Source organism: Christiangramia sp. OXR-203, assembly GCF_034372165.1.
Lineage (GTDB): Bacteria > Bacteroidota > Bacteroidia > Flavobacteriales > Flavobacteriaceae > Christiangramia.
Genome location: NZ_CP139698.1, coordinates 1,044,308 through 1,065,312, shown reverse-complemented (window position 1 = coordinate 1,065,312; position 21,005 = coordinate 1,044,308). Strand labels below are relative to the sequence as shown.

The 21,005-nt window shown below is 38.6% G+C and carries 20 protein-coding genes; 15 read left to right on the top strand and 5 right to left on the bottom strand.

The features are described from left to right. Positions 1 to 2: 2 nt before the first annotated feature. The 5 genes from T8I65_RS04970 (at position 3) to T8I65_RS04950 (ending at position 5,037) form a co-directional block, all read left to right on the top strand. Entirely contained in the window at positions 3 to 1,907 is a 1,905-nt protein-coding gene (locus T8I65_RS04970; RefSeq protein ID WP_322302296.1) for an alpha/beta fold hydrolase, read from the top strand. Between the two features lie 60 nt (positions 1,908 to 1,967). Further along, the gene (locus tag T8I65_RS04965; protein WP_322302295.1) at positions 1,968 to 3,152 is read left to right on the top strand and encodes an MFS transporter; all 1,185 of its coding nucleotides are present in this window, start codon (positions 1,968 to 1,970) and stop codon (positions 3,150 to 3,152) included. Between the two features lie 38 nt (positions 3,153 to 3,190). Beyond that, on the top strand, positions 3,191 to 3,640 hold the full coding sequence (locus T8I65_RS04960; protein WP_322302294.1) for a DUF1801 domain-containing protein: 450 nt from the start codon (positions 3,191 to 3,193) through the stop codon (positions 3,638 to 3,640). A 135-nt stretch (positions 3,641 to 3,775) separates the two neighbouring features. Then, on the top strand, positions 3,776 to 4,234 hold the full coding sequence (locus T8I65_RS04955) for a DUF4168 domain-containing protein (protein WP_322302293.1): 459 nt from the start codon (positions 3,776 to 3,778) through the stop codon (positions 4,232 to 4,234). Positions 4,235 to 4,455: 221 nt separating this feature from the next. Further along, on the top strand, positions 4,456 to 5,037 hold the full coding sequence (locus T8I65_RS04950) for a hypothetical protein (protein WP_295182579.1): 582 nt from the start codon (positions 4,456 to 4,458) through the stop codon (positions 5,035 to 5,037). Here T8I65_RS04950 and T8I65_RS04945 read toward each other — a convergent pair. After that, entirely contained in the window at positions 5,034 to 6,569 is a 1,536-nt protein-coding gene (locus T8I65_RS04945; protein ID WP_322302291.1) for a GH3 family domain-containing protein, read from the bottom strand. The genes T8I65_RS04950 and T8I65_RS04945 overlap by 4 nt on opposite strands. Before the next feature lie 227 nt (positions 6,570 to 6,796). On the opposite strand from T8I65_RS04945, the gene T8I65_RS04940 reads away from it, so the two are divergent. The 6 genes from T8I65_RS04940 to yidC all read left to right on the top strand — a co-directional run bounded on the left by T8I65_RS04940 (position 6,797) and on the right by yidC (position 12,522). Then, a complete protein-coding gene (locus T8I65_RS04940; RefSeq protein WP_299153624.1) occupies positions 6,797 to 7,384 on the top strand; it encodes a carboxymuconolactone decarboxylase family protein in 588 nt (195 codons plus the stop codon). A gap of 15 nt (positions 7,385 to 7,399) precedes the next feature. Then, positions 7,400 to 8,269, top strand: coding sequence for a histidine kinase (locus T8I65_RS04935; RefSeq protein ID WP_322302290.1), 870 nt, complete (start codon positions 7,400 to 7,402; stop codon positions 8,267 to 8,269). Continuing rightward, the gene (locus tag T8I65_RS04930; RefSeq protein WP_322302289.1) at positions 8,266 to 8,634 is read left to right on the top strand and encodes a response regulator; all 369 of its coding nucleotides are present in this window, start codon (positions 8,266 to 8,268) and stop codon (positions 8,632 to 8,634) included. Before T8I65_RS04935 ends, T8I65_RS04930 begins: the two co-directional genes overlap by 4 nt. Before the next feature lie 45 nt (positions 8,635 to 8,679). Then, the gene (locus T8I65_RS04925; RefSeq protein ID WP_416173211.1) at positions 8,680 to 8,871 is read left to right on the top strand and encodes a DUF3820 family protein; all 192 of its coding nucleotides are present in this window, start codon (positions 8,680 to 8,682) and stop codon (positions 8,869 to 8,871) included. 111 nt (positions 8,872 to 8,982) lie between these two features. Beyond that, the gene (locus tag T8I65_RS04920; RefSeq protein ID WP_322302287.1) at positions 8,983 to 10,623 is read left to right on the top strand and encodes a CTP synthase; all 1,641 of its coding nucleotides are present in this window, start codon (positions 8,983 to 8,985) and stop codon (positions 10,621 to 10,623) included. A 45-nt stretch (positions 10,624 to 10,668) separates the two neighbouring features. Then, complete coding sequence (gene yidC / locus T8I65_RS04915; RefSeq protein ID WP_322302286.1) at positions 10,669 to 12,522, top strand: membrane protein insertase YidC; 1,854 nt, start codon at positions 10,669 to 10,671, stop codon at positions 12,520 to 12,522. A 72-nt stretch (positions 12,523 to 12,594) separates the two neighbouring features. Here the strand turns inward: yidC and T8I65_RS04910 are convergent, their stop codons facing one another. After that, a complete protein-coding gene (locus T8I65_RS04910; protein WP_322302285.1) occupies positions 12,595 to 13,605 on the bottom strand; it encodes a fasciclin domain-containing protein in 1,011 nt (336 codons plus the stop codon). A gap of 186 nt (positions 13,606 to 13,791) precedes the next feature. Between T8I65_RS04910 and T8I65_RS04905 the strand changes: the two genes are divergently transcribed. From T8I65_RS04905 to T8I65_RS04890, 4 genes are all read left to right on the top strand, one after another. Further along, positions 13,792 to 14,187, top strand: a complete 396-nt coding sequence (locus T8I65_RS04905; RefSeq protein ID WP_322302284.1) for a lipocalin family protein — start codon at positions 13,792 to 13,794, stop codon at positions 14,185 to 14,187. A gap of 111 nt (positions 14,188 to 14,298) precedes the next feature. Next, positions 14,299 to 15,486 (top strand): tRNA 2-thiouridine(34) synthase MnmA, encoded by a 1,188-nt coding sequence (mnmA, locus tag T8I65_RS04900; RefSeq protein ID WP_322302283.1) that lies wholly within the window; start codon positions 14,299 to 14,301, stop codon positions 15,484 to 15,486. A gap of 25 nt (positions 15,487 to 15,511) precedes the next feature. Next, positions 15,512 to 17,092: a S8 family serine peptidase gene (locus T8I65_RS04895; RefSeq protein ID WP_322302282.1), complete on the top strand. Its 1,581-nt coding sequence runs from the start codon at positions 15,512 to 15,514 to the stop codon at positions 17,090 to 17,092. Then, the gene (locus T8I65_RS04890) at positions 17,092 to 18,042 is read left to right on the top strand and encodes a nitronate monooxygenase (protein ID WP_322302281.1); all 951 of its coding nucleotides are present in this window, start codon (positions 17,092 to 17,094) and stop codon (positions 18,040 to 18,042) included. The genes T8I65_RS04895 and T8I65_RS04890 overlap by 1 nt, the downstream gene beginning before the upstream one ends. Here T8I65_RS04890 and T8I65_RS04885 read toward each other — a convergent pair. The 3 genes from T8I65_RS04885 to T8I65_RS04875 are packed head-to-tail and all read right to left on the bottom strand — an operon-like array spanning position 18,039 to position 20,993. Continuing rightward, entirely contained in the window at positions 18,039 to 18,581 is a 543-nt protein-coding gene (locus T8I65_RS04885; protein ID WP_322302280.1) for a DUF922 domain-containing protein, read from the bottom strand. The genes T8I65_RS04890 and T8I65_RS04885 overlap by 4 nt on opposite strands. Continuing rightward, positions 18,578 to 18,979 (bottom strand): OsmC family protein, encoded by a 402-nt coding sequence (locus tag T8I65_RS04880; protein WP_322302279.1) that lies wholly within the window; start codon positions 18,977 to 18,979, stop codon positions 18,578 to 18,580. The genes T8I65_RS04885 and T8I65_RS04880 overlap by 4 nt, the downstream gene beginning before the upstream one ends. After that, on the bottom strand, positions 18,969 to 20,993 hold the full coding sequence (locus T8I65_RS04875; RefSeq protein WP_322302278.1) for a LysM peptidoglycan-binding domain-containing protein: 2,025 nt from the start codon (positions 20,991 to 20,993) through the stop codon (positions 18,969 to 18,971). The genes T8I65_RS04880 and T8I65_RS04875 overlap by 11 nt, the downstream gene beginning before the upstream one ends. Positions 20,994 to 21,005: the final 12 nt, after the last annotated feature.

The window sequence follows — 21,005 nt, the reverse complement described above, 5'->3', positions numbered from 1 at the left end:
AAATGAAATCGACCAGTTTCCTTATTATTTTTATTGCTGCCATACTAAGTGTACATGCTCAGCAAGAACCTACAGAATACAGTATTGAGCAATTCTATGAAAACACTCGTGTTACGGGTGGTAGTTTCTCTCCAGATGAATCCAAAATCCTGATAAGCAGTGATGAGTCGGGAATATTTAATCTATATGAAATAGATATTTCAGATGGAAGCAAGACCGCTGTCACTAATTCTGAAAACGAATCTTTATTTGCGGTGGATTATGTACCAGGCTCAGGAGACATATTATATTCCGCAGATAAAGGAGGGAATGAAATTAACCATTTATACTTATTAAAATCCGATGGAACCTCTAAGGAACTGACTCCGGGAGAAAATGAAAAAGCCGAGTTCGGTGGCTGGAACGATACTGATTCTGCCCTGTATTATCTTTCAAACAAGCGAGACGCGCAATATTTTGACGTATATACCATGGAAATTGGCAGTTGGGAACCAAAAATGCTCTATAAGAATGAGAAAGGTTATATGGTTTCTGATATATCAGCTTCAGGAAAATACCTTGTATTATCCAATGAGATCACAACCAGCGAAAATCAATTATTCTTACTAAATACAGAGACGGAGGAACTAACTGAAATATCCAAACCGGGATTTTATTATAGTGGTACGGGTTTTAACAAAGACGAGACAGAGCTCTACTATACAACCAATCACGGCGGTGAATTTAGCCGATTAATGGCATATGATCTGGATACCCAGAAGTCTGATGTAATTTACGAAACGAACTGGGATGTAATGTACAGCAGTTTGAGTGAAAATGACACTTATAGAGTGATCGCTATTAACGAAGACGGGACAAATAAATTACTATTATGGGAAAATGCCAGCCAGACTCCACTGGAATTACCAGAGATTGAGGATGGCAATATAGTGGCTGCAAATTTTTCTGATAGTGAAAAGCTATTAAGACTTACGGTTGGAACTTCTAAAACCCCAAATAATATTTACGTTTACAATATTCAGACTAAGGAAATTAAAAAATTAACCAGCACTTTAAATCCGGAAATAGATCCAGTCGACCTGGTTTCGGCTGAGGTGGTAAGGTATAAGTCCTTTGATGGTTTAGAAATACCAGCGATCTATTACAAACCTCTCAATGCTACTGCAGATAATAAAAAACCGGCCCTGGTATGGGTACATGGTGGACCAGGTGGACAATCCCGTGTAGGGTATTTTGCTCTTTTACAATATTTAGTGAATCATGGGTACGCTGTGCTCGCCGTAAACAACCGGGGCAGTAGTGGTTATGGAGCTAGCTTTTATAAAATGGATGACAAAAATCATGGAGAAAAAGATCTTCAGGATGTGATCTATGGAAAGAAATGGCTGGCATCCCAGGATTATATCAATGAAGACCAGATTGGAATCATTGGCGGGAGTTATGGAGGTTATATGACAATGGCTGCAATGACCTTCGAGCCAGATGAATTTGAAGTAGGTGTGAATATTTTTGGGGTCACCAACTGGCTGAGAACATTAAAATCTATTCCGCCGTATTGGGAATCTTTTAGGAAAGCACTGTATGATGAATTAGGCGATCCTACTACAAAAGATTCCATAAGACTTAAAAAGATCTCTCCTCTGTTCCATGCTGAAAATATAAAGAACCCGATTATGGTTTTACAGGGCGCCAATGACCCAAGAGTACTGCAGGTTGAATCTGATGAAATCGTGGAGGCAGTAAAAGCGAACGATGTTCCTGTGGAATATATGGTCTTCCCAGATGAAGGTCACGGCTTCATTAAAAAAGAAAATGAGATCAAAGGCTACCGGCAAATTCTTGCTTTTTTAGACAAGTATTTAAAAGACGAGGATGTAACGACGCCCGATAATGTATTAAAAGATTAATTTAGCTACTTAGCTAAATGCAATGAAACAGGTTATATCCAGTAAGAAAACAACACATTTTTGAAAGTACCTTCCCGGATATTACCTGTTATTGTATTTGCTCAATTTTGCTGTACCTCATTATGGTTCGCGGGTAATGCGGTAATGCCAGAACTAATTTTAGTTTTTAAGTTATCTTCCAATGCTCTAAGCTTACTTACCTCTGCAGTACAATCTGGATTTATTCTCGGGACCTTATTATTTGCTTTTTTAAGCATTTCAGATAAGTTCTCTCCTACCCAGGTATTTTTTCTCTGTGCCATTTTCGGCTCAATTTTCAATCTCTCCACGATCCTGGAAGAGAACAACCTGTATAGTCTTATGATTCTTAGGTTTCTGGTAGGATTCTCCCTGGCGGGTATCTATCCGGTTGGGATGAAAATAGCTTCAGATCACTTCGAGAAAGGATTGGGCAGATCTCTGGGCTTTCTGGTGGGTGCGCTGGTTCTGGGTACTGGTTTTCCGCATTTATTAAAAGCTACCAACGAAATTGTTGAGTTAAGCTGGAATATGGTTATTATTAGCACTAGCACATTGGCGCTTCTGGGCGGACTTCTCCTCAAGATTTTGGTGCCCGATGGACCATTTCGAAAACCTCATCAGGTAAAAAATTCACCAGATATTCTAAACCTTTTCAGAAATTCAAATTTTCGAAGCTCTGCATTTGGATATTTTGGTCATATGTGGGAACTCTACGCCTTTTGGGCTTTTATCCCTCTTATGTTGAAAATTTACAATCATTTTCATCCTGATAGTATCTCGAATATTCCTCTTTATAGTTTTCTCATAATTGGTTCTGGAGCGGTGGCCTGTGCTATTAGTGGTATTTTATCTGAGAGATTCGGGGTGGCCCGAGTTGCCAGAACAGCATTGACCTTTTCAGGGATATGTTGCTTCATTTCTCCGTTGCTAATATTATTTGCTTCGGAAGTGTTCTTTATTATTTTTCTGATATTCTGGGGTGTGATGGTAATTGCCGATTCTCCCTTGTTTTCAACACTTATCGCTAGATCTGCTCCTGCTGAAGGTCGGGGAACTGCACTTACATTAGTCAACTCTATAGGATATGCGATCACTATTGTAAGTATTCAAATTGTTGATTTTAGTCAGGACTTTTTTCAGCAGCAATATATCTTCCTGATACTCGCTGCAGGTCCTATTCTGGGAGTTCTTTATATTAAAAACTTCAGCAGCAAAAGTTTATAAAAGGAATCAACGGCATTTCTTATATTTAAGAAAATAAGATGATGCAAATTGAAGCCAATACTCCAGAGCAGTATATTTCCGAAGTCCCAGCAGAAAGAAGAGAAGCACTTCAAAATTTGAGAAAGACAATTTTGGAGAATCTACCAAAAGGCTTTGAGGAAACTATGAATTATAAAATGATAGGTTACGTGGTACCTCATTCTATATTTCCGGAAGGATATCATTGTGATCCTAAGCTACCACTCCCCTTTGCCCATCTTGCTAATCAAAAAAATTACCTTGTGCTATATCATTCAGGTATTTATGCAGATGCTGAGTTGAGAAATTGGTTTATAGAGAGCTATAAAAGTATTACTGGAAAAAAACCTGATATGGGAAAAAGTTGTGTTCGTTTTAAGAATATTAAGCAAATTCCTTATCATCTTATCGGTGAGCTTATGACCAGAATCTCTGTTGAAGAATGGATCACACTCTATCAAAATCGTTGAAAGACGTATAAGGTTTAACAGATTTGAGTCACTGCAGTTAAACCTGTCTTAAGTATTTCATCATCTTTCTTAAAGAATTGGTGAGCTTTACTGAATACTGTAAGTTCACGAGCTTAAATATAAAATAAAAGATTTATGAAAAAGATATTAGGTGGAATTGCGATGATCTTCGCATTGGGAACAGCAACGGTGAATGCTCAAAATGCACCACTACCACAACAACAAATAGAGGTAACCGATTCTGAATTAACTGAATTTGCTGAAGTTTTTCAAAAAATGAGAATGGTAAATCAGGAAGCTCAACAAGAGATGATACAGGTTGTCCAGGAACAGGAACTGGATCTTCAACGATTCAATGAAATCCATCAGGCGAATATGGATCCAAATAAAGAGGTTGAAACAACTGAAGCTGAATCAAAACAGTACAAGATCGTAGTTGCAGAACTGGAAGAGATCCAACCACAGTTTCAGCAGAGAATGGAGAAATTAATCGGTGAAAGTGATCTTAGTAAGGAACGTTACCAACAATTGGTGATGGCACTACAAAAAGATCCTGAACTTCAACAAAGATTACAGAAGGCACTACAGGGCTAATTTATAGTTTCTGAAAATAGAAAAGTGGGCTGTGCCCACTTTTTTTTTGCCTGTGATCGAAACATTTAAGGCTATTTTAAAATTCGAATGTTCCAGAGGCATCAATTTTGTTGTAATTTTAAAAATATTAAATAACTATGGCAAGCCTACAAAAAAGCAGATTCAGTATTATCATAATCATGATGATGTTTACGTGGTGCAATGCCCAGCAGAAATCGAACATGCATCAAAAGGACAGTTTAGAGTATAGCAATAAGATTGTACCAGATAATATATGGCGTGAAACCTACGTAGCGCTCTCTCATTACCCGGAACTTAAAGACACCCCAATTGAATTTAAGTTCAAAAAGAACATAAAAAAGTCATTTATGCAGGCTCAGCCAAAGTTGAGCGGATTCTTCAAAAACAGGAAGAATAGAAGCTATGTTATTTATATAAATGAAAAATTCAAGATCGAAGATGAGACCTTTAGCGTAAAGGACGTCCCTTCTGAAGTTTTAATAGGTTGGCTTGGTCATGAACTTGGTCATGTGATGGACTATCGCGATCGATCTGCCATAGACATGTTATGGTTTGGAATTCGCTACGTGACCTCTAATAACTACATTCGTGAAGCTGAAAGAGCCGCAGATACGTATGCCGTGAATCACGGTTTAGGACAGAATATTATTGCTACTAAAGATTTTATCCTGAATCACTCTAAGCTTAGTGAAAGCTATAAGAGCAGGATCCAGGATTTATATCTATCTCAGGAAGAGATCATGGTACTAATTGATGAAATTCACGAAGAAGTTATCGACTAGTTCTTCGATTTGAGATCTTCAAGGAATTTTTCCCATTCAGCGAACTTCTCTTCATTCATTACTTTTTCCATTTTAACCTGACCACCTTTTTTCTTATTAGCCGCGTTCCATTCATGGAAAGTATTAGGATCTATAGTTTGAACACGAACACCTTTCAGGGCTTTTCCACGTGCTACCTTGTAATTCTTATTGGCATTTTTCAAGGCGTTATCCAGACTCTTAGATAATTTATCTGCATCTGCAGGATCCTCTGTTCCTAAATACCAGTAATGATAATATTCGTTGTCTTCTCCTCGCTTAGCTGAAACTACATACTCCGGGATCCTGATATCATACTCTTCTTCAAGTTCCTGAACAGCATCGTTCATTTTATTTACTGAAAGTTGAGATCCTACCACATTCAGGAAAAATTTCGTTCTCCCGGTAATCCTGATCTCATGCTTTTCCTTATCTGTAAACTTGATAGTATCACCAATAATGTATCTCCAGGCTCCACTCACGGTCGAGATCAATAATACGTAATCAACTTCCTCTTCTACATCGTCTATAGAAATTACCGGCGCATCATCGGTTAGTGAACCATCCTGATTAATATAATCTGGCTTGAACGGTACGAACTCAAAATAAATCCCATTATTGGTGATCAACTTCATTGAATGCGTATTCGGTCTTTGCTGAAACGCCAAAAATCCTTCGGAAGCCAGATAAGTATCAATAACCTGTACCGGTTTCCCAAGTAACGCATTAAAACTTTTTTCGTATGGTTCAAATGCAACTCCACCTGAAGTATAGACCTGTAGATTAGGCCAGATCTCGTGGATATTGTCAACATTATGATATTTAATAACTTCTTTTAGCATGAGTTCCATCCATGATGGAATCCCGCTTAATGCTCCTATATCCCACTCCTTTGCGGTTTCTGCTATCTTCTTCACACGTTCGTCCCACTCGTCGATCTTAGCGATCTCTACGCCTGGCTTATAATAACCTCTGAACCAGAATGGAATATTACTGGCACTAATACCACTAATCTCCCCTTCCTCGTGATCTCCTTCTTTTTGCAGGTCTGTTGAGCTTCCCAACATCATGATTTCTTTTTCGAAGAAATCTGCTGGAAGATCAAAATGGCTAAGAGCACTCACCTGTTGTATTCCGGCATTCCGAATGGAATCAACCATATCCTCAGTCACCGGGATTCTTTTGCTGGTTTTACCAGTAGTTCCAGAACTTAAAGCAAAATATGGTGGTGTACCAGGCCAGGTAACATCTGTTTCGCCTTCGTGGTATAAATGCCACCATTCTTTATCGATCTTGTTATAATCAAAATAAGGTACTCTCTGTGCAAATTTCTTTTCCACATCTTCTGCCTTAAGGATTTCTGCAAATTTATAATGTTTTCCAAAGGCCGTATCTTTTGCCTTATCCAACAGACTTTTTAAAACATCCAGTTGCTCGGTATTAGCATCACCTTCTGTAGTAAAAGAATCTTTTATATCAATTAAACTCTTGATTATAGAACCGAATATTGCCATTTTCTGTAAGTAGTTTTTAATCTGATCAAAACTAAAAATACAATAGCTCACAGGCTAAAGATTACAAAATATTTAACTCAGTAATATTGTAGGCTTTATCTTACTTATTTTTTTATATTAGTAAGTATTTTTAGAGGAAAAAGTTAAATGCATTCGAACATCGATGAAATGCAAAAAATAACTGTAATATTTACAGTCCGAAGTATAATTATAGCCATTACAACTACATGAATCAAACTTTACCCCAGAACCAGTCTCGTTATAGAATGGTTTCCTACGATGAAGCTTCTCCGGAAGTTCAAACAATTTACGACGATACTAAAAAAACCTTACAACTTCCCTTCGTTTTAAACTGGTTTAAATGCCAGGGCGATAATGCGACTCTACTTAAAGGGAACTGGAGCAAATTAAAGAATACGCTTATGGAAGGTGAAGTTCCTAACGTATTAAAGCAATTGATCATTTACAACGTTTCGAAAGAAAGAGGTTGCAATTATTGTTCTCATGCACACGGCATCTTTGCAGATAGTATGAGTAGTATGATCTCAGAAGATGAAGGTTTTAAAGCTACACAACATATCAATAGTCCGTCGATGCCGGTAAGTTACCGAACCGCTGTACAGATCGTTACCAAAGCAGCTTTAAATCATTCAGATATTTCTGATGAAGATTTTAATAGTCTGGAAAAAGCAGGTTTTACAAAGAGAGAAATCCAGGAGCTTATGGCTCAGGCAGACCTGGTAAACATGCTGAATACGATTGCAGATGTATCTGGAATAAAGATCGATAACGAACTTTTAGAAACTCCGGAATAAGGGTTTCCTTTTACGATGCAGGACATTAGCAGTAATACTTCCCAGCTTTACAGGATCACTTATGAAGCATACTCTAAGTTCGCCAACGGCATAAATCGTTGTTCGAACCTGGAAGAGATCGCCAATGTTTGTAAGACAAACCTGAAGTATCTTATTAATTTCAGGATCTTAAGGATGTGTATTATTCGGGAAAAAGATAATTTCATCGTTGAACAGTTCTCTGGTAACATCTGGTATGATTTTGAATCGGAAACCGAGATATTTCCTTACGAGAGAGATCTTAAAGAAACGGGCATTCCGTTACTTACCGGAAGTATTCCAGAAAAACTCCTGAAGAATAAGATAGAAAGATCAGATCTATTTGATCCGGTACTCTGGGGATGGGCATTTGATAAGACTGACTCAAAGGTGATCGTATCACTGTTAGCCGATCAACATATGACCTTTTCGGTAGGAGATATTGATATTCTGAAGCTCGTAGTTGATTGCATACAATCCAAGTTCAACGAGATCTATCTTAAGAAGCAGCTCGCTATTCAGAATAAAAATCTAACCGAAGCTTATGAGACCATTAAGCTTAAGAATGAGCAAATCGAAACGATCGTAAAAAATCAACAGCAGACCATTAATAAACGAACCGAATCTATTGCTACAAAAAATAAGAAGCTACTTCATATTTCTGCACTTAACGCCCACAACGTTCGTGAGCCTTTATCAAGAATACAAGGCATAGTGCAGCTGGCAGAACTAGTGGATACCGAAACATTTAAAATTGAAATGATGCCAAAACTTGAATCGACCGTGAACGAACTGGATGTGGTTTTAAAAGAAGTGGTAGATATGGCATCTAAAGAAATAGTGGCTTTAAAAGCTGAAGAATTATGAGTAAGATCTACCTGGTAGATGACCAGCCAATTTCGAATTTTATTACCAAGAAACTTCTTGAAATCGAGGGATATCAAGGTACTGTAAAAGATTTTACGAACCCGTGTGAAGCTATCGAGTTTGTATCTGAAGACAGTGATGCAATAATTTTTCTTGATCTCAATATGCCAGAAATGAACGGCTGGGAGTTTCTGGAAATGTTACAAAGCAGGAATTGCAGGCACCGTATCATCATTCTTACTTCAAGCACCAGTAAGATCGATGTAGATAAGGCTAAGGATTATCCGGCAGTAATTAAATATATGGTGAAGCCCATGAATAAGCAGAAGTTTTCCGAACTTTCGGGACTTTTAAAAGCTTCCTGATTGCAACCAGATCCTCAAAAATTATTGGAATTAGCCTATGCCCAGATGCATTTTGGCAAATATAAAGGTGTCTATCTTTCAGATATCCCCGAACCATATTATGTATGGTTTAGACAAAAAGGATTTCCACAGGGAAAACTTGGAGACCAGATGCAACAGGTTTATGAACTGAAAGTTAATAGTCTCGAGGGTCTCTTGAGACAAATTCGAATGCGCTATCCCCGGCTTAGAAAATAGGATCTTCTCCTGTTAAAAACCTCTTAAGATTAGAACTTCAAAGTAAGCGGTTTTTCTATTCTTCTTTGTAATTTAGCGCCCTGAATAACAACACAACAAACACGACTTAAAATGGCCAATACCAAGTATATATTCGTCACAGGCGGTGTATCTTCCTCTCTTGGAAAAGGAATTATTGCCGCGTCTCTGGCGAAATTATTACAGGCTAGGGGTTTTAGAACAACTATTCAGAAGCTGGATCCATATATAAATGTAGATCCTGGAACTTTAAATCCTTACGAGCACGGAGAATGTTATGTGACTGAAGATGGAGCTGAGACAGATCTTGATCTAGGCCATTACGAGCGTTTTCTCAATGTAAATACCTCACAGGCAAATAATGTAACTACCGGAAGAATTTATCAGAGCGTCATCGAAAAAGAGAGACGTGGTGAATTTTTAGGAAAAACAGTACAGGTAGTTCCTCATATCACCAATGAGATCAAGGAGAGGATACAAATTCTTGGAAAGAATGGTGAATACGATATTGTGATCACTGAGATTGGAGGAACTGTAGGTGATATTGAGTCCCTGCCATATATTGAAGCAGTAAGACAGCTAAAATGGGAGCTCGGTGATGATAATGCTCTGGTAATTCACCTTACTCTTGTTCCATATCTTTCTGCTGCAGGAGAATTGAAAACCAAACCAACTCAGCATAGTGTAAAAACTTTGATGGAAAGCGGTATCAAAGCCGATATTCTGGTATGTAGAACCGAGCATGAACTATCAGATGATATAAGAAGAAAGCTGGCTATCTTTTGTAATGTGAGACAGGAAGCTGTGATACAAAGTATCGATGCAAGAACAATCTATGATGTGCCAAACATGATGCTTAAGGAAGGTCTGGATACAGTAACTATGAAAAAACTGGATCTCCCTACCGACTCTACTCCTAACCTTGATCGCTGGAATCAATTCTTGAAAAGACATAAGAATCCGAAAGCTGAAGTGCATATTGGACTGATTGGAAAATACGTTGAACTTCAGGATTCTTATAAATCTATACTTGAATCTTTTATTCATGCTGGAGCCGAGAACGAAGTTTCGGTGAAGGTAGAATACATTCATTCAGAATTTATAAACGACAGTACGATCCACAATAAAATAAGTCATCTTGACGGAGTTCTGGTTGCACCAGGATTTGGAGAACGTGGTATCGAAGGAAAGATCGATGCGGTGAGATATGCTCGTGAAAACAATTTACCATTTCTAGGGATCTGTCTTGGAATGCAAATGGCTGTCATCGAGTTTGCCAGAAACGTACTTAAATTAAAAGGTGCGAATTCTTCTGAAATGGATCCTGAGACCAAGCATCCGGTAATCGATCTTATGGCAGATCAAAAAGAAGTTACACACAAAGGTGGTACGATGAGACTTGGTGCGTGGGATTGTGAACTGAGTAAGAAGTCTGTAATTCATGACGCTTACGGGAAAGACATGATTTCAGAAAGACATCGTCATCGCTACGAATACAACAATCAATATAAGGAACAACTGGAAAATGCAGGAATGCTAAGTACCGGTATAAATCCAGAAACAAAACTGGTGGAAGTGATTGAACTCGCAGACCATCCATGGTTTGTTGGTGTTCAATATCACCCCGAATATAAGAGTACCGTGGCTAGTCCACACCCACTGTTTGTCTCTTTTGTAAAAGCTGCATTAGAATATTCAGAAAAGAGACAAAGTGCCAAAATGGCGCAGAAATAGAAACTGGTCGTTTATTTGACTGGGTAGATTAAGCAATACTAAGTAATGGAAGAAAAGAAAATTGACGTCCAATCCATCATTGGATTTATTTTAATTGGTGGTATCCTTCTCTGGATGCTTTACAACAACACTCCAGACGAAACGGAGAGCGTAGATGAAGTTACTACGGAAGAAAACATCAATAGAGATCAAGAAACAACTCCTGAGTTCGAAGAAAACACAGCCACACCAGCAAGCGACTCGACCGCTCTTGTAAATGCTCAAAAACGTTTGGGTGCTTTTGGATATTCTGAAACACTGTCTTCAGCAAAAGGAGGTTCTACGACGATAGAAAATGACCTGCTGGAACTAAGAGTTTCTAATAAAGGTGGTTACATCGAAGAAGCAAGACTGAAGAATTTCAAGACCTTCGATTCGATTCCAGTATACCTTATTAAGGATGGGAATGCTTCCATGAACATGAGTTTAAATACTACTGATGGAAGAACTCTTAATACGGAAGATCTATATTTTGAACCTGAGTTAACTGAAAACAATGGAAACCAGATCTTATCTATGAAACTAAAGGTTTCAGAAGATGAGTACCTGGAATACCGATACGCAATGAGACCTGGAGAATATATGCTGGATTTCAGCGTACGTTCCGAAGGACTAACCGGTGTATTGAATTCTTCAGCAACACCTGTGCTTGACTGGAAATTGAAAGGATACCGTCATGCGAAGAGTATTTCTTATGAGAACAGGTACACTGATCTTATCTGGGAATATGATGGTGGTGATGATGACAGTTTAAGTGATGGTGATGACGATGATGAGGACATAAGTTATATCGCTTATAGACAACACTTCTTCTCCTCTATTTTACTAACAGACACACCATTTACAACTGCAAGTTTCGAAGTAGAGAATCTTGTTGAAGATGAAGAAATCGATACTGTTTACACCAAGACCTTTGCTTCCAGCATTCCTTTGGAACTAAAGGCTGGTGAACTTAACTACAATATGAACTGGTATTATGGTCCTTCAGATTACAAGATCCTGAATGATTATGATAGAAATTTGGATGAAATTATTCCGCTAGGTTGGGGAATTTTTGGATGGATCAACAAATATCTATTCATTCCATTCTTTGCATTTTTAGGAGGCGTTCTTCCAAGTTACGGTCTGGCGATTATTGCCATGACGATCGTGGTTAGAATTGTTCTTTCTCCCGTGACTTACAAATCTTATTTATCTCAGGCTAAGATGAAGATCTTAAGACCTGAGATCAATGAGCTGAATGAGAAGTACAAGGATAATGCGATGAAAAAGCAGCAGGAAACCATGAAGCTGTATAGCAAAGCAGGCGCCAGTCCTATGAGTGGATGTTTGCCAGCGCTTATGCAAATACCGGTGTTCTACGCCTTGTTCCAGTTCTTCCCAAGTGCATTTCAGCTTAGACAGAAAAGCTTCTTATGGGCAGATGATCTTTCCAGCTATGATGTGATCGCAGAACTACCTTTCCATATCCCATTCTATGGTGATCATGTAAGTTTGTTCCCGATACTTGCCTCTGTAGCTATCTTTATCTATATGATGATGACTACCGGGCAAAGCATGCAGGCGAATCAACAGCCGGGAATGCCTAATATGAAGTTCCTCATGTACCTATCTCCATTGTTTATGTTGGTATTCTTCAACAACTATGCGAGTGGACTTTCCTTGTATTACTTTACTTCGAACCTTATTACGATTGGGATCATGTTAGTGATCAAATATGTGATCGTAGACGAAGATAAGATTCATGCGAAGATCCAGGAAAACAAGAAAAAACCTAAAAAACAGAATAAGTTCACCCGAAAGTTCCAGGAAATGATGGAGCAGGCTGAAGAGCAGCAAAAGAAACAAAAGGGTAAATAATTACTTCTGAGAAATATTCAATAAAAAAGCCTCCGCAAATGCGGAGGCTTTTTTATTTGTTCTGAGTCTCTGTTATAGCGTAGGTAAGATAACAGTATCAATTGCATGGATCACTCCATTTGTAGCCTGAACATCTGTAGCGATGATCGTTGAGGTTCTTCCGTTTGCATCAGTAATGGTTGCAGCATCACCAAGATTTATAGTGAAATCCTCACCTTGAAGTGAAGTTACTACGATACCATCTTCAAGCTCATCTGACGTTACATTCATATCTATTAGAACATGGTAGCTAAGCACTGTAGCCAGCGTTTCAGCATCCAGATCTCCAAGTTCCTCAAGCTCAAGTTCAGTCAAAAGATCTCCAAAAGCTGAATTTGTAGGGGCAAAGACAGTAAAAGGAGCTGGAGAATCCGCAGCTTGCAGAGTAGACACAAATGTATAAGAATCTTCTCTAGTCAATGCAGCCACTAAGGTATCAAAAGTAGGATCTGCAAGTGCAAAAGTTACCACATTAGGTAATCCAATCACATCGCTTACAGCGTGTATCACTCCATTATCCACTTCAACATCTGCGGTTTCAACAGTACTTACACCATTAATAACCACACCATTTTCAGTATTGATATACATACTTAAATTTTCACCGTCAGGTCCAGCTGTAGACATACTTTCTATATATCCGGTAGATAGATCTGAAGACCTGATCTCCCCCATTTGTACATGGTTCAATAGAACCTGAGTAAGAACATCTGTTGGTACATCTTCCAGAGCATTGAATCCATTTTCATCAAGGAAAGCGGCAAAAGCATCATTATCTGGAGCAAACACCGTGTAAACATCGTCACCTGTAAACGTAGAGGTCAATCCTGTAGCCTCTAAAGCGGCTAAAAGTGAAGAATAATTTTCATTAGCAACCACAAAATCTGCTATGGTGTTGGATTCTACCACATCATCTGTTGGGTCTGGAGTTTCCATGACATCATCTGAAGTCATGAAGTCATCGTCTTGATCACATGCTGTAAAACTGAAGCAGATTGCCAGCAATAGAATACTAATTTTTGAGTTTTTGAGAATTGAATTCATATCATTTGAATTTTAGTTAAAATTTTTGATCACATAAATCTACTACTGAATTTCCCATAACTCTGTTTAATCTTTGTTAAATTTCATTAAACGTTTAGTTTTAAGATATTCAAACACTTACAGATTATATCAATCCATGAATTCGAATAAACTTTGTTTATATTTGAGAAACCTAAATACCTATTTATGAAGAAGATTTTAATATTATTACTATTCACAGGAATCCTTGCTTCCTGTAGTGATGACGATGATGCAGGAGTGGATAACGACGAATCGATCCTGGGAACATGGTTTCTTGTCGAAGCTAATAATGTCCCTGGGTTATCAATTAATGAATGTTCCAGCCAGTCATATCTTAGCTTTAAGGCCGATAACACTGCTGACTCAGAATTTTTTACGAATGTCAGTGGCGAATGTGAATCTGAATCTTCTAGTGGAGACTGGAGTAATTCCTCCGGTTCCCAGTATACCTTCACGGTACCGGGATTTGGAGAACTTACTGGTAATGTATCTTTTGATGGTAATCGTTTTACGTTTACCCCAAATGATCTTCCAACTTCATCGCTTACTTTTGAAAAATAATCCGCACCAAAATTTTATTGAAAAGGGTAGCTTTCGCTACCCTTTTTTATTTCGTAATTTTGCGGCTTCTTATCCGACTTTTATATAAGTCAAAGAAAAGTTACGATACCTATGAAAAAAGTAGTGGTTGGTTTGTCCGGAGGTGTAGATTCCAGTGTTTCAGCATACCTATTGAAAGAGCAAGGATATGAAGTGATCGGTCTTTTTATGAAGAACTGGCATGATGATACAGTGACCATTTCAGATGAATGCCCCTGGCTGGATGATAGTAATGATGCAATGCTGGTGGCAGAAAAACTAGGTATCCCTTTTCAAACCGTAGATCTTAGCGAACAATACAAGGAACGTATCGTTGACTATATGTTTAACGAATACGAAAAAGGTAGAACTCCGAATCCAGATGTACTTTGTAATCGCGAAATTAAGTTCGATGTTTTTATGAAGATAGCTATGTCTCTGGGTGCAGACTACGTGGCTACCGGGCATTACTGCCGAAAATCTGAATTTGAAAAGGATGGTGAAACCATATACCAGCTTATGTCTGGAATGGATTCTAATAAAGATCAGTCTTACTTTCTATGTCAGTTAACTCAGGATCAGCTTTCTAAAACCCTCTTCCCTATTGGAGAACTTCAGAAATCTGAAGTAAGAAAGATCGCTTCAGAACAGGATCTGGTAACTGCTGATAAAAAAGATTCTCAGGGACTTTGCTTTATCGGTAAAGTAAGACTTCCAGACTTTCTCCAGCAGAAATTAAAACCGAAAGAAGGGGTTATCGTAGAGGTTTCTTCCGAAGATGATATTTACAACGAGGAAGAATTAAGTTTTTCATCTAAAAAAGAGGAACTGCAGTTTCTATCTAAAAAATACAATTATCGCAAAGATCAGGGCAAAGTTGTAGGAAATCATCAAGGTGCACATTATTTCACAAAAGGACAACGAAAAGGTCTGGCTGTAGGTGGTACTCCGGAACCTTTATTCGTGATCGATACCGATGTGACCGAAAATGTGATCTATACGGGACAGGGCAAGAACCATCCCGGGATTTACAGGCAGGCTTTGTTCATTTCAAACGATGAAGTGCACTGGGTTCGCAAGGACCTGGCTATAGGAAATGGAAAAGAGATGAAAGTTAAAGCTCGTATTCGATACCGCCAGCCTTTGCAGGAAGCAGTTTTACATCAAACTGATAATGGAATGTATGTGGTTTTTGAAACACCACAAGCTTCGATCACTGAAGGTCAGTTTGTAGCCTGGTATAGCAAAGATGAACTGCTGGGTTCTGGGGTAATTTCGTAACTTACTTGTCTGCCGGCAGTTTGCTATGAAAAAAATATTCCTACTTGTCTTTTTTATTTCCAGTTGTGCTTTAGCGCAGGAACACGCTTTTGTTTATTTTACAAACAAACCTAATGCAGTTGAAGCACTCGAAACTCCCGCAAATCTTTTTTCTCAAAGGGCTTACGAACGTAAATTATTGAGAGGTACGACTATTGACTTTCTTGATGTTCCGGTTCATGAACCTTTTATTAGCGATCTTAAAACAAGATCTGGTTTCGAAATTAAGGCTAAATCCAAATGGTTTAATTGCGTTTATGTTATAGGTGAACGAAATGCTATTGAGGTTTTAGAAAGTTTAGATCATGTTGCCAATGTCCAGTTCCTTGAAGAGCTATCTAACAGGAGTCAAAGCATTCCGCAGAAAAGCAACGAGAATAAGCTTGAATCAGAAATAGACTTCAATTATGCTTCAACCGCTAACCAGGTTAGAATGCTTAATCTTCAGAATTTACATAAGCAGGATCTAACAGGAAATGGAATGATCATCGCCGTGATGGACTCTGGTTTTCCAAATGTGAATTCGCTCTTATCATTTCAGAACCTAAGGAACAACAACAATTTACTGGGTGGATATGATTTTACGAATCGCTCAGAGGATTATTCCGCAAACACTCTGGATAGTCATGGGACGCTGGTACTTTCTACCATGGCTGCTTTTAGAGAGAATCTTTATATAGGCACTGCGCCAGATGCTGCTTATTATCTTTTTGTTACCGAAGTTGCTGCTACCGAGACTCCAGTTGAGGAAGCCTATTGGGTGGAAGCAGCTGAGAAAGCTGATAGTCTGGGCGTCGATATCATTAATACTTCCCTGGGATACACTTTATATGATAACCAGGCTTATAGTTATGCTCCGAATGATATGGATGGGCAGACAAGTTTTATTTCAAGAGGAGCTAATATGGCTATGCAAAAAGGAATGCTTGTGGTCACTTCAGCGGGCAACCGTGGAGACGAGGATTATTTTAGAATCATTAGTGCTCCTGCAGATGCAAATGTCCTGGCCATTGGCGGAGTTGATCCTTCAGGTAATTATGCGCCATTTAGTTCTATTGGACCTACAGCAGACGGGAGAATTAAACCAGATGTGGTCGCTCAGGCTATTGAGGTCGCAGCAATTAACGAAGATGATAGGCTCGTTGGCGTGAATGGCACATCATTTTCCAGTCCGATCATGGCAGGAGCTATTGCATGCTTCTGGCAATTAAACCCGGAATGGACAAATTTCGAGGTGATGCAATTAATTAGAGATATTGGACATCTTAGCAATTCTACCAATAATTTTCTGGGTTATGGAATTTCAGACTTTTCAACCAACGCAAATCCTGTAGCACCTAATTCTTCGGAATTAATTTTATATCAAAATCCAGTAGAAGATTTTCTGAAATTTGCCGGACCAGAAACCAATTATAATATACAGATTTTCAATACAGCCGGGAAAATGGTCTTAAGCGAACGCAGCGTTTCTTCAGAAATTAATCTTTCCGGCTTTTCTCGTGGAATTTATATTGCTATGTTTGAATCTGAAAACACGACTGAAAAATTTCTTATTATCAAAAAGTAATGAGTTTTAAGCACAATAGAATCACTGAACTTTTCGAGATTGAATATCCATTGATACAGGCTGGAATGATCTGGGCAAGCGGCTGGAAATTAGCCAGTGCCGTTTCGAATGCCGGAGGACTTGGTATTATTGGGGCAGGCTCTATGTATCCTGAGATCCTTAAGGAGCATATTCAGAAATGTAAAATGGCTACCAAACAACCTTTTGCGGTAAACGTACCTATGCTCTATCCTGATATTGATAAGATTATGGAAATAATCATTGATGAGGGCGTTAAGATCGTATTTACATCTGCCGGGAATCCTAAGACCTGGACCTCTCACTTACAAAGTTATGGGATTAAAGTGGTACATGTAGTAAGCAGTGTGAAATTTGCTGTAAAATCTCAAGAAGCTGGTGTAGATGCTATTGTTGCTGAAGGATTCGAAGCTGGTGGTCATAATGGTCGTGACGAAACCACCACTTTTACATTGATTCCTATGGTTCGTGAAAAGATCGATATACCGCTAATAGCAGCTGGAGGAATTGGCAATGGAAAAGGAATGTTTGCAGCAATGGTGCTGGGAGCTGATGCTGTACAGGTTGGAAGCAGGTTCGTTGCAACTCCTGAGGCAAGTTCTCACCAGAATTTCAAGGAAATGGTAGTGAAAGCGAAAGAAGGTGACACTGTACTTACCCTTAAAGAACTTGCACCAGTAAGATTACTAAAAAATAAGTTTTTTGAAGATGTTCAGGAACTTTACACAAAATCTCCAAGCAAAGAAGATCTTACCAAATTACTCGGAAGAGCCAGAGCAAAGAAAGGGATGTATGAAGGCGATCTGGAAGAAGGTGAACTTGAAATAGGCCAGGTTTCTGGATTGATCAACGAGATCAAACCTGCAGCTGAAATCGTAAAGGAAATGATTTCTGAATTTGAAGAAACTAAAGTCGCTTCCCAACAATTTTAAAGCGCGTAAACTTCATATTCCGCTAATTGAGAAGCCACAAATTTTCTCCAATGGTACTCTGCTTCCTTATTTTCACTATGTGAAGTCTCTTTATCAAAACGATTCTGCATGGCGACCCTTTCGGCTTCAGTGATGTTATAAAGTCTTTTAAGATCCTGTCGTATCCTTCTGCCTATTTCATATTCAGCAAGTCGCTTTCTCAGTTTGCGGGCATGTAATTCGGTTATATCAAAATGCAGTTGTTCGTGAGCGAGTAAGTATGCTGGATTATTCACATCCTTTACCCAGCTTAGATCCGGATAAAAATTACTCTTCACTTCATGGGTAAGCTCAGGTTTTCCAGTCCTTGTACTATAATTCCAGGAATAGCTCATCCCGGAATTCGTATTTGCAGAAAAATCTATAGAATAATCTGGAGAAGCCTCAAAATTTTGCCAGCTAAGACGATCTATACTTGCCCATTCAATTTTTCTTTTTTCCTGGGAACAACCTATCTGGACAATTCCGAAGAGAAATAAGGCGAGAAGAAATTTCCTCACGAATACTTGAAATTTACCGGCTTTTCGATATCTGCATGCAAACTATGATAGACCGGGCACGTAAGTGCCGCGTTCTCCAGGATCTTCCTCTCCTTTTCACCAAAGCTTCCCTTTACAACTATATTGATCTCAATTTTCGAAATCCTTCGAGGCTTATCGGTCATCACCTTGGTAACCTCAGCGGTAGTACCTTTAATTTCCATTTGATGATCACTGGCTTTAATACCCATAATCGTAAGCATACAGGAAGCAAGTGCCGTTGCCACCGTATCTGTTGGGGAAAAAGCTTCCCCTTTTCCATGATTGTCCACAGGAGCATCGGTGATCATTTTAGATCCACTTTGTAAATGTTCAGCTTCTGTTCTTAAATTTCCGAGGTATGTAACTTTAGAGGTCATTTGCTTCAGTTATAGTTAGATCTTCATTCAGGTTTAAAATATAGATCGCATCATTGATGTATCCACCTTCGGGCTTCATCAAATAATGAAATTTGCTCTCATAATATTCTGTATAACCTGGGTATTTTTCGAAGCTTTCGTATAGATCTTCCGCAGAAGCCAGTCTTAATAAGATATCCATTGTTAGATCATATCCACGCATCGCGTACTGATTTGGCTGAACTTTGAATTTCTTAGCGTAGTCTTTTACAAACTCATCATCCTGCTGGGTATCAAATTCTTTATCTACTGAAGGATAATGAAGTTTCAATTTTCCAAGATGATTGTTGGAGATCACATCGCTCTCATAACCATTATTCTTATTGGTAGTAAGTAACGTGATCTTATTATTTCTTGTTAACCTATTTAAAGCAGCAGCAACACTACTTATAAGGTTCATATTTTCAGACTCCAGAATCACCCAATTTTCTCCTGAAGACATTACTTCTGCCAGTTTTGCTTCGGAAATAAAATTATCTGATGGGTTTACTGTTCTCGCTGAAGGTACCGCACTCATCAATTCATTTTTGATGGCGTAAGATTTTGAGTCGGCAATAACAATAACATTTTTTCCAGTCGCGTTTCTAGCGATATAGTCGACCATTTTAGATCTTAGGAATTCCTCGCTTGGTCTGGACTGGAATAAATTTCCGTAGCCCTTCATACTACGATTACTAAGCGGATTGATTACAGGAATGTTCCTGTTCTCCAACGCTCCAGCTACAGTTTCTGTTACATCCTGAATTAGCGGACCTATTACAGCATCTACATTATCGAAGTTATTGGTTCTAAGAATGTTTGAGGCTTCATCCGTGTTTCTTCTGGTGTCATAAACCTTAAGTTTTGTAGAAATCCCCATGCTTTTCGCTTTCTCAACAGCCATTAGAACACCACTATGGAAATCAAGAGAAATTCGTATCACTCTTTCATTGAGAATAGCGTTACGGTAGGTAGGAATTGAATCGGCATCAATCTTGTCGAGATGAAATGGCAACATTAAAGCGATCTCCCTAGTATCGCGATTATTGATAAAAGATTTTAGATCTACTTTAGACTGCGAACCTGCTTCCATACCAGTATACTGGTCATTCTCATCATCTCCAGAATTTCCATCCTTTTTTGGAACCTTAAGGACCATCCCGAATTTCAATCCTTCAGTTAGTGCAGGATTCAATCTAATCAAAGAATCCTGAGATACCTCAAACTTTTTAGACAGTCTGTAAAGTGTTTCCTGCGGTTTCACTTCATAAAACCGAAAACGATCATCCGTAATGATCACCGGTTCCTCATCCAATACAGCAGTACCAACGCGAATCATCATTCCAGGCTGTAATATTTCTACTTTAGGATTCATCTCGTCCAGCTCCTTAAGTGTCATCCCATACTTTCTCGCAATCCCATATTTGGTTTCCTGCGGAAGTACAATATGCTCTCTTGTCTTGAAGTTTTGCGAACTACTGGAAACTTTAGTATTTACAGGTTTCTCGACCGGAGCTTCTTTTGACTGATTTTGTGATGCTGGTTGCGGAGTATTCGTTACCACCACATTTTGGGCAGGAATATTACCCACAGGAATTTGAATGGTTTCGCCTATCTGGAGCTCCTTGGAATATAACTGCTTATTATACCTTTTAATATTATCGATACTAACGCCGTATTCCTTGGAAAGACTATAAAGCGTCTCCTTTTTCTTTACCTGGTGTTCTTTAAAAGATACAGATGTAGCTGAAGTTTCTGTATTTGTAGATACTTCAGTTTTATTTTCAGAAATTGGAATAACGAGTTTCTCATCGATCCCTATCCCGTTCTTTGCTTCCGGGTTGTATTTATAAATATCCTCCTCATCAATACTGTAAGACTGGGAGATACTAAACACAGTTTCACCTTTTTTCACAGTATGATATTTGTACGACTGCGCGTTTGCAGACATACTTATCACCTGGAAAAGGAAACATAACACAAATAGGTACTTCATTCTTTTATCTTT

Bases quoted from the DNA above. Each gene is read 5' to 3' on its own strand.
- T8I65_RS04960 (WP_322302294.1), top strand. From the start codon at position 3,191: ATGATGCAAATTGAAGCCAATACTCCAGAGCAGTATATTTCCGAAGTC.
- T8I65_RS04895 (WP_322302282.1), top strand. From the start codon at position 15,512: ATGAAAAAAATATTCCTACTTGTCTTTTTTATTTCCAGTTGTGCTTTA.
- T8I65_RS04905 (WP_322302284.1), top strand. From the start codon at position 13,792: ATGAAGAAGATTTTAATATTATTACTATTCACAGGAATCCTTGCTTCC.
- T8I65_RS04950 (WP_295182579.1), top strand. From the start codon at position 4,456: ATGCATCAAAAGGACAGTTTAGAGTATAGCAATAAGATTGTACCAGAT.
- T8I65_RS04880 (WP_322302279.1), bottom strand. From the start codon at position 18,979: ATGACCTCTAAAGTTACATACCTCGGAAATTTAAGAACAGAAGCTGAA.
- mnmA (WP_322302283.1), top strand. From the start codon at position 14,299: ATGAAAAAAGTAGTGGTTGGTTTGTCCGGAGGTGTAGATTCCAGTGTT.
- yidC (WP_322302286.1), top strand. From the start codon at position 10,669: ATGGAAGAAAAGAAAATTGACGTCCAATCCATCATTGGATTTATTTTA.
- T8I65_RS04920 (WP_322302287.1), top strand. From the start codon at position 8,983: ATGGCCAATACCAAGTATATATTCGTCACAGGCGGTGTATCTTCCTCT.
- T8I65_RS04970 (WP_322302296.1), top strand. From the start codon at position 3: ATGAAATCGACCAGTTTCCTTATTATTTTTATTGCTGCCATACTAAGT.
- T8I65_RS04955 (WP_322302293.1), top strand. From the start codon at position 3,776: ATGAAAAAGATATTAGGTGGAATTGCGATGATCTTCGCATTGGGAACA.
- T8I65_RS04930 (WP_322302289.1), top strand. From the start codon at position 8,266: ATGAGTAAGATCTACCTGGTAGATGACCAGCCAATTTCGAATTTTATT.
- T8I65_RS04945 (WP_322302291.1), bottom strand. From the start codon at position 6,569: ATGGCAATATTCGGTTCTATAATCAAGAGTTTAATTGATATAAAAGAT.
- T8I65_RS04935 (WP_322302290.1), top strand. From the start codon at position 7,400: ATGCAGGACATTAGCAGTAATACTTCCCAGCTTTACAGGATCACTTAT.
- T8I65_RS04940 (WP_299153624.1), top strand. From the start codon at position 6,797: ATGAATCAAACTTTACCCCAGAACCAGTCTCGTTATAGAATGGTTTCC.
- T8I65_RS04925 (WP_416173211.1), top strand. From the start codon at position 8,680: ATGCATTTTGGCAAATATAAAGGTGTCTATCTTTCAGATATCCCCGAA.
- T8I65_RS04890 (WP_322302281.1), top strand. From the start codon at position 17,092: ATGAGTTTTAAGCACAATAGAATCACTGAACTTTTCGAGATTGAATAT.
- T8I65_RS04875 (WP_322302278.1), bottom strand. From the start codon at position 20,993: ATGAAGTACCTATTTGTGTTATGTTTCCTTTTCCAGGTGATAAGTATG.
- T8I65_RS04910 (WP_322302285.1), bottom strand. From the start codon at position 13,605: ATGAATTCAATTCTCAAAAACTCAAAAATTAGTATTCTATTGCTGGCA.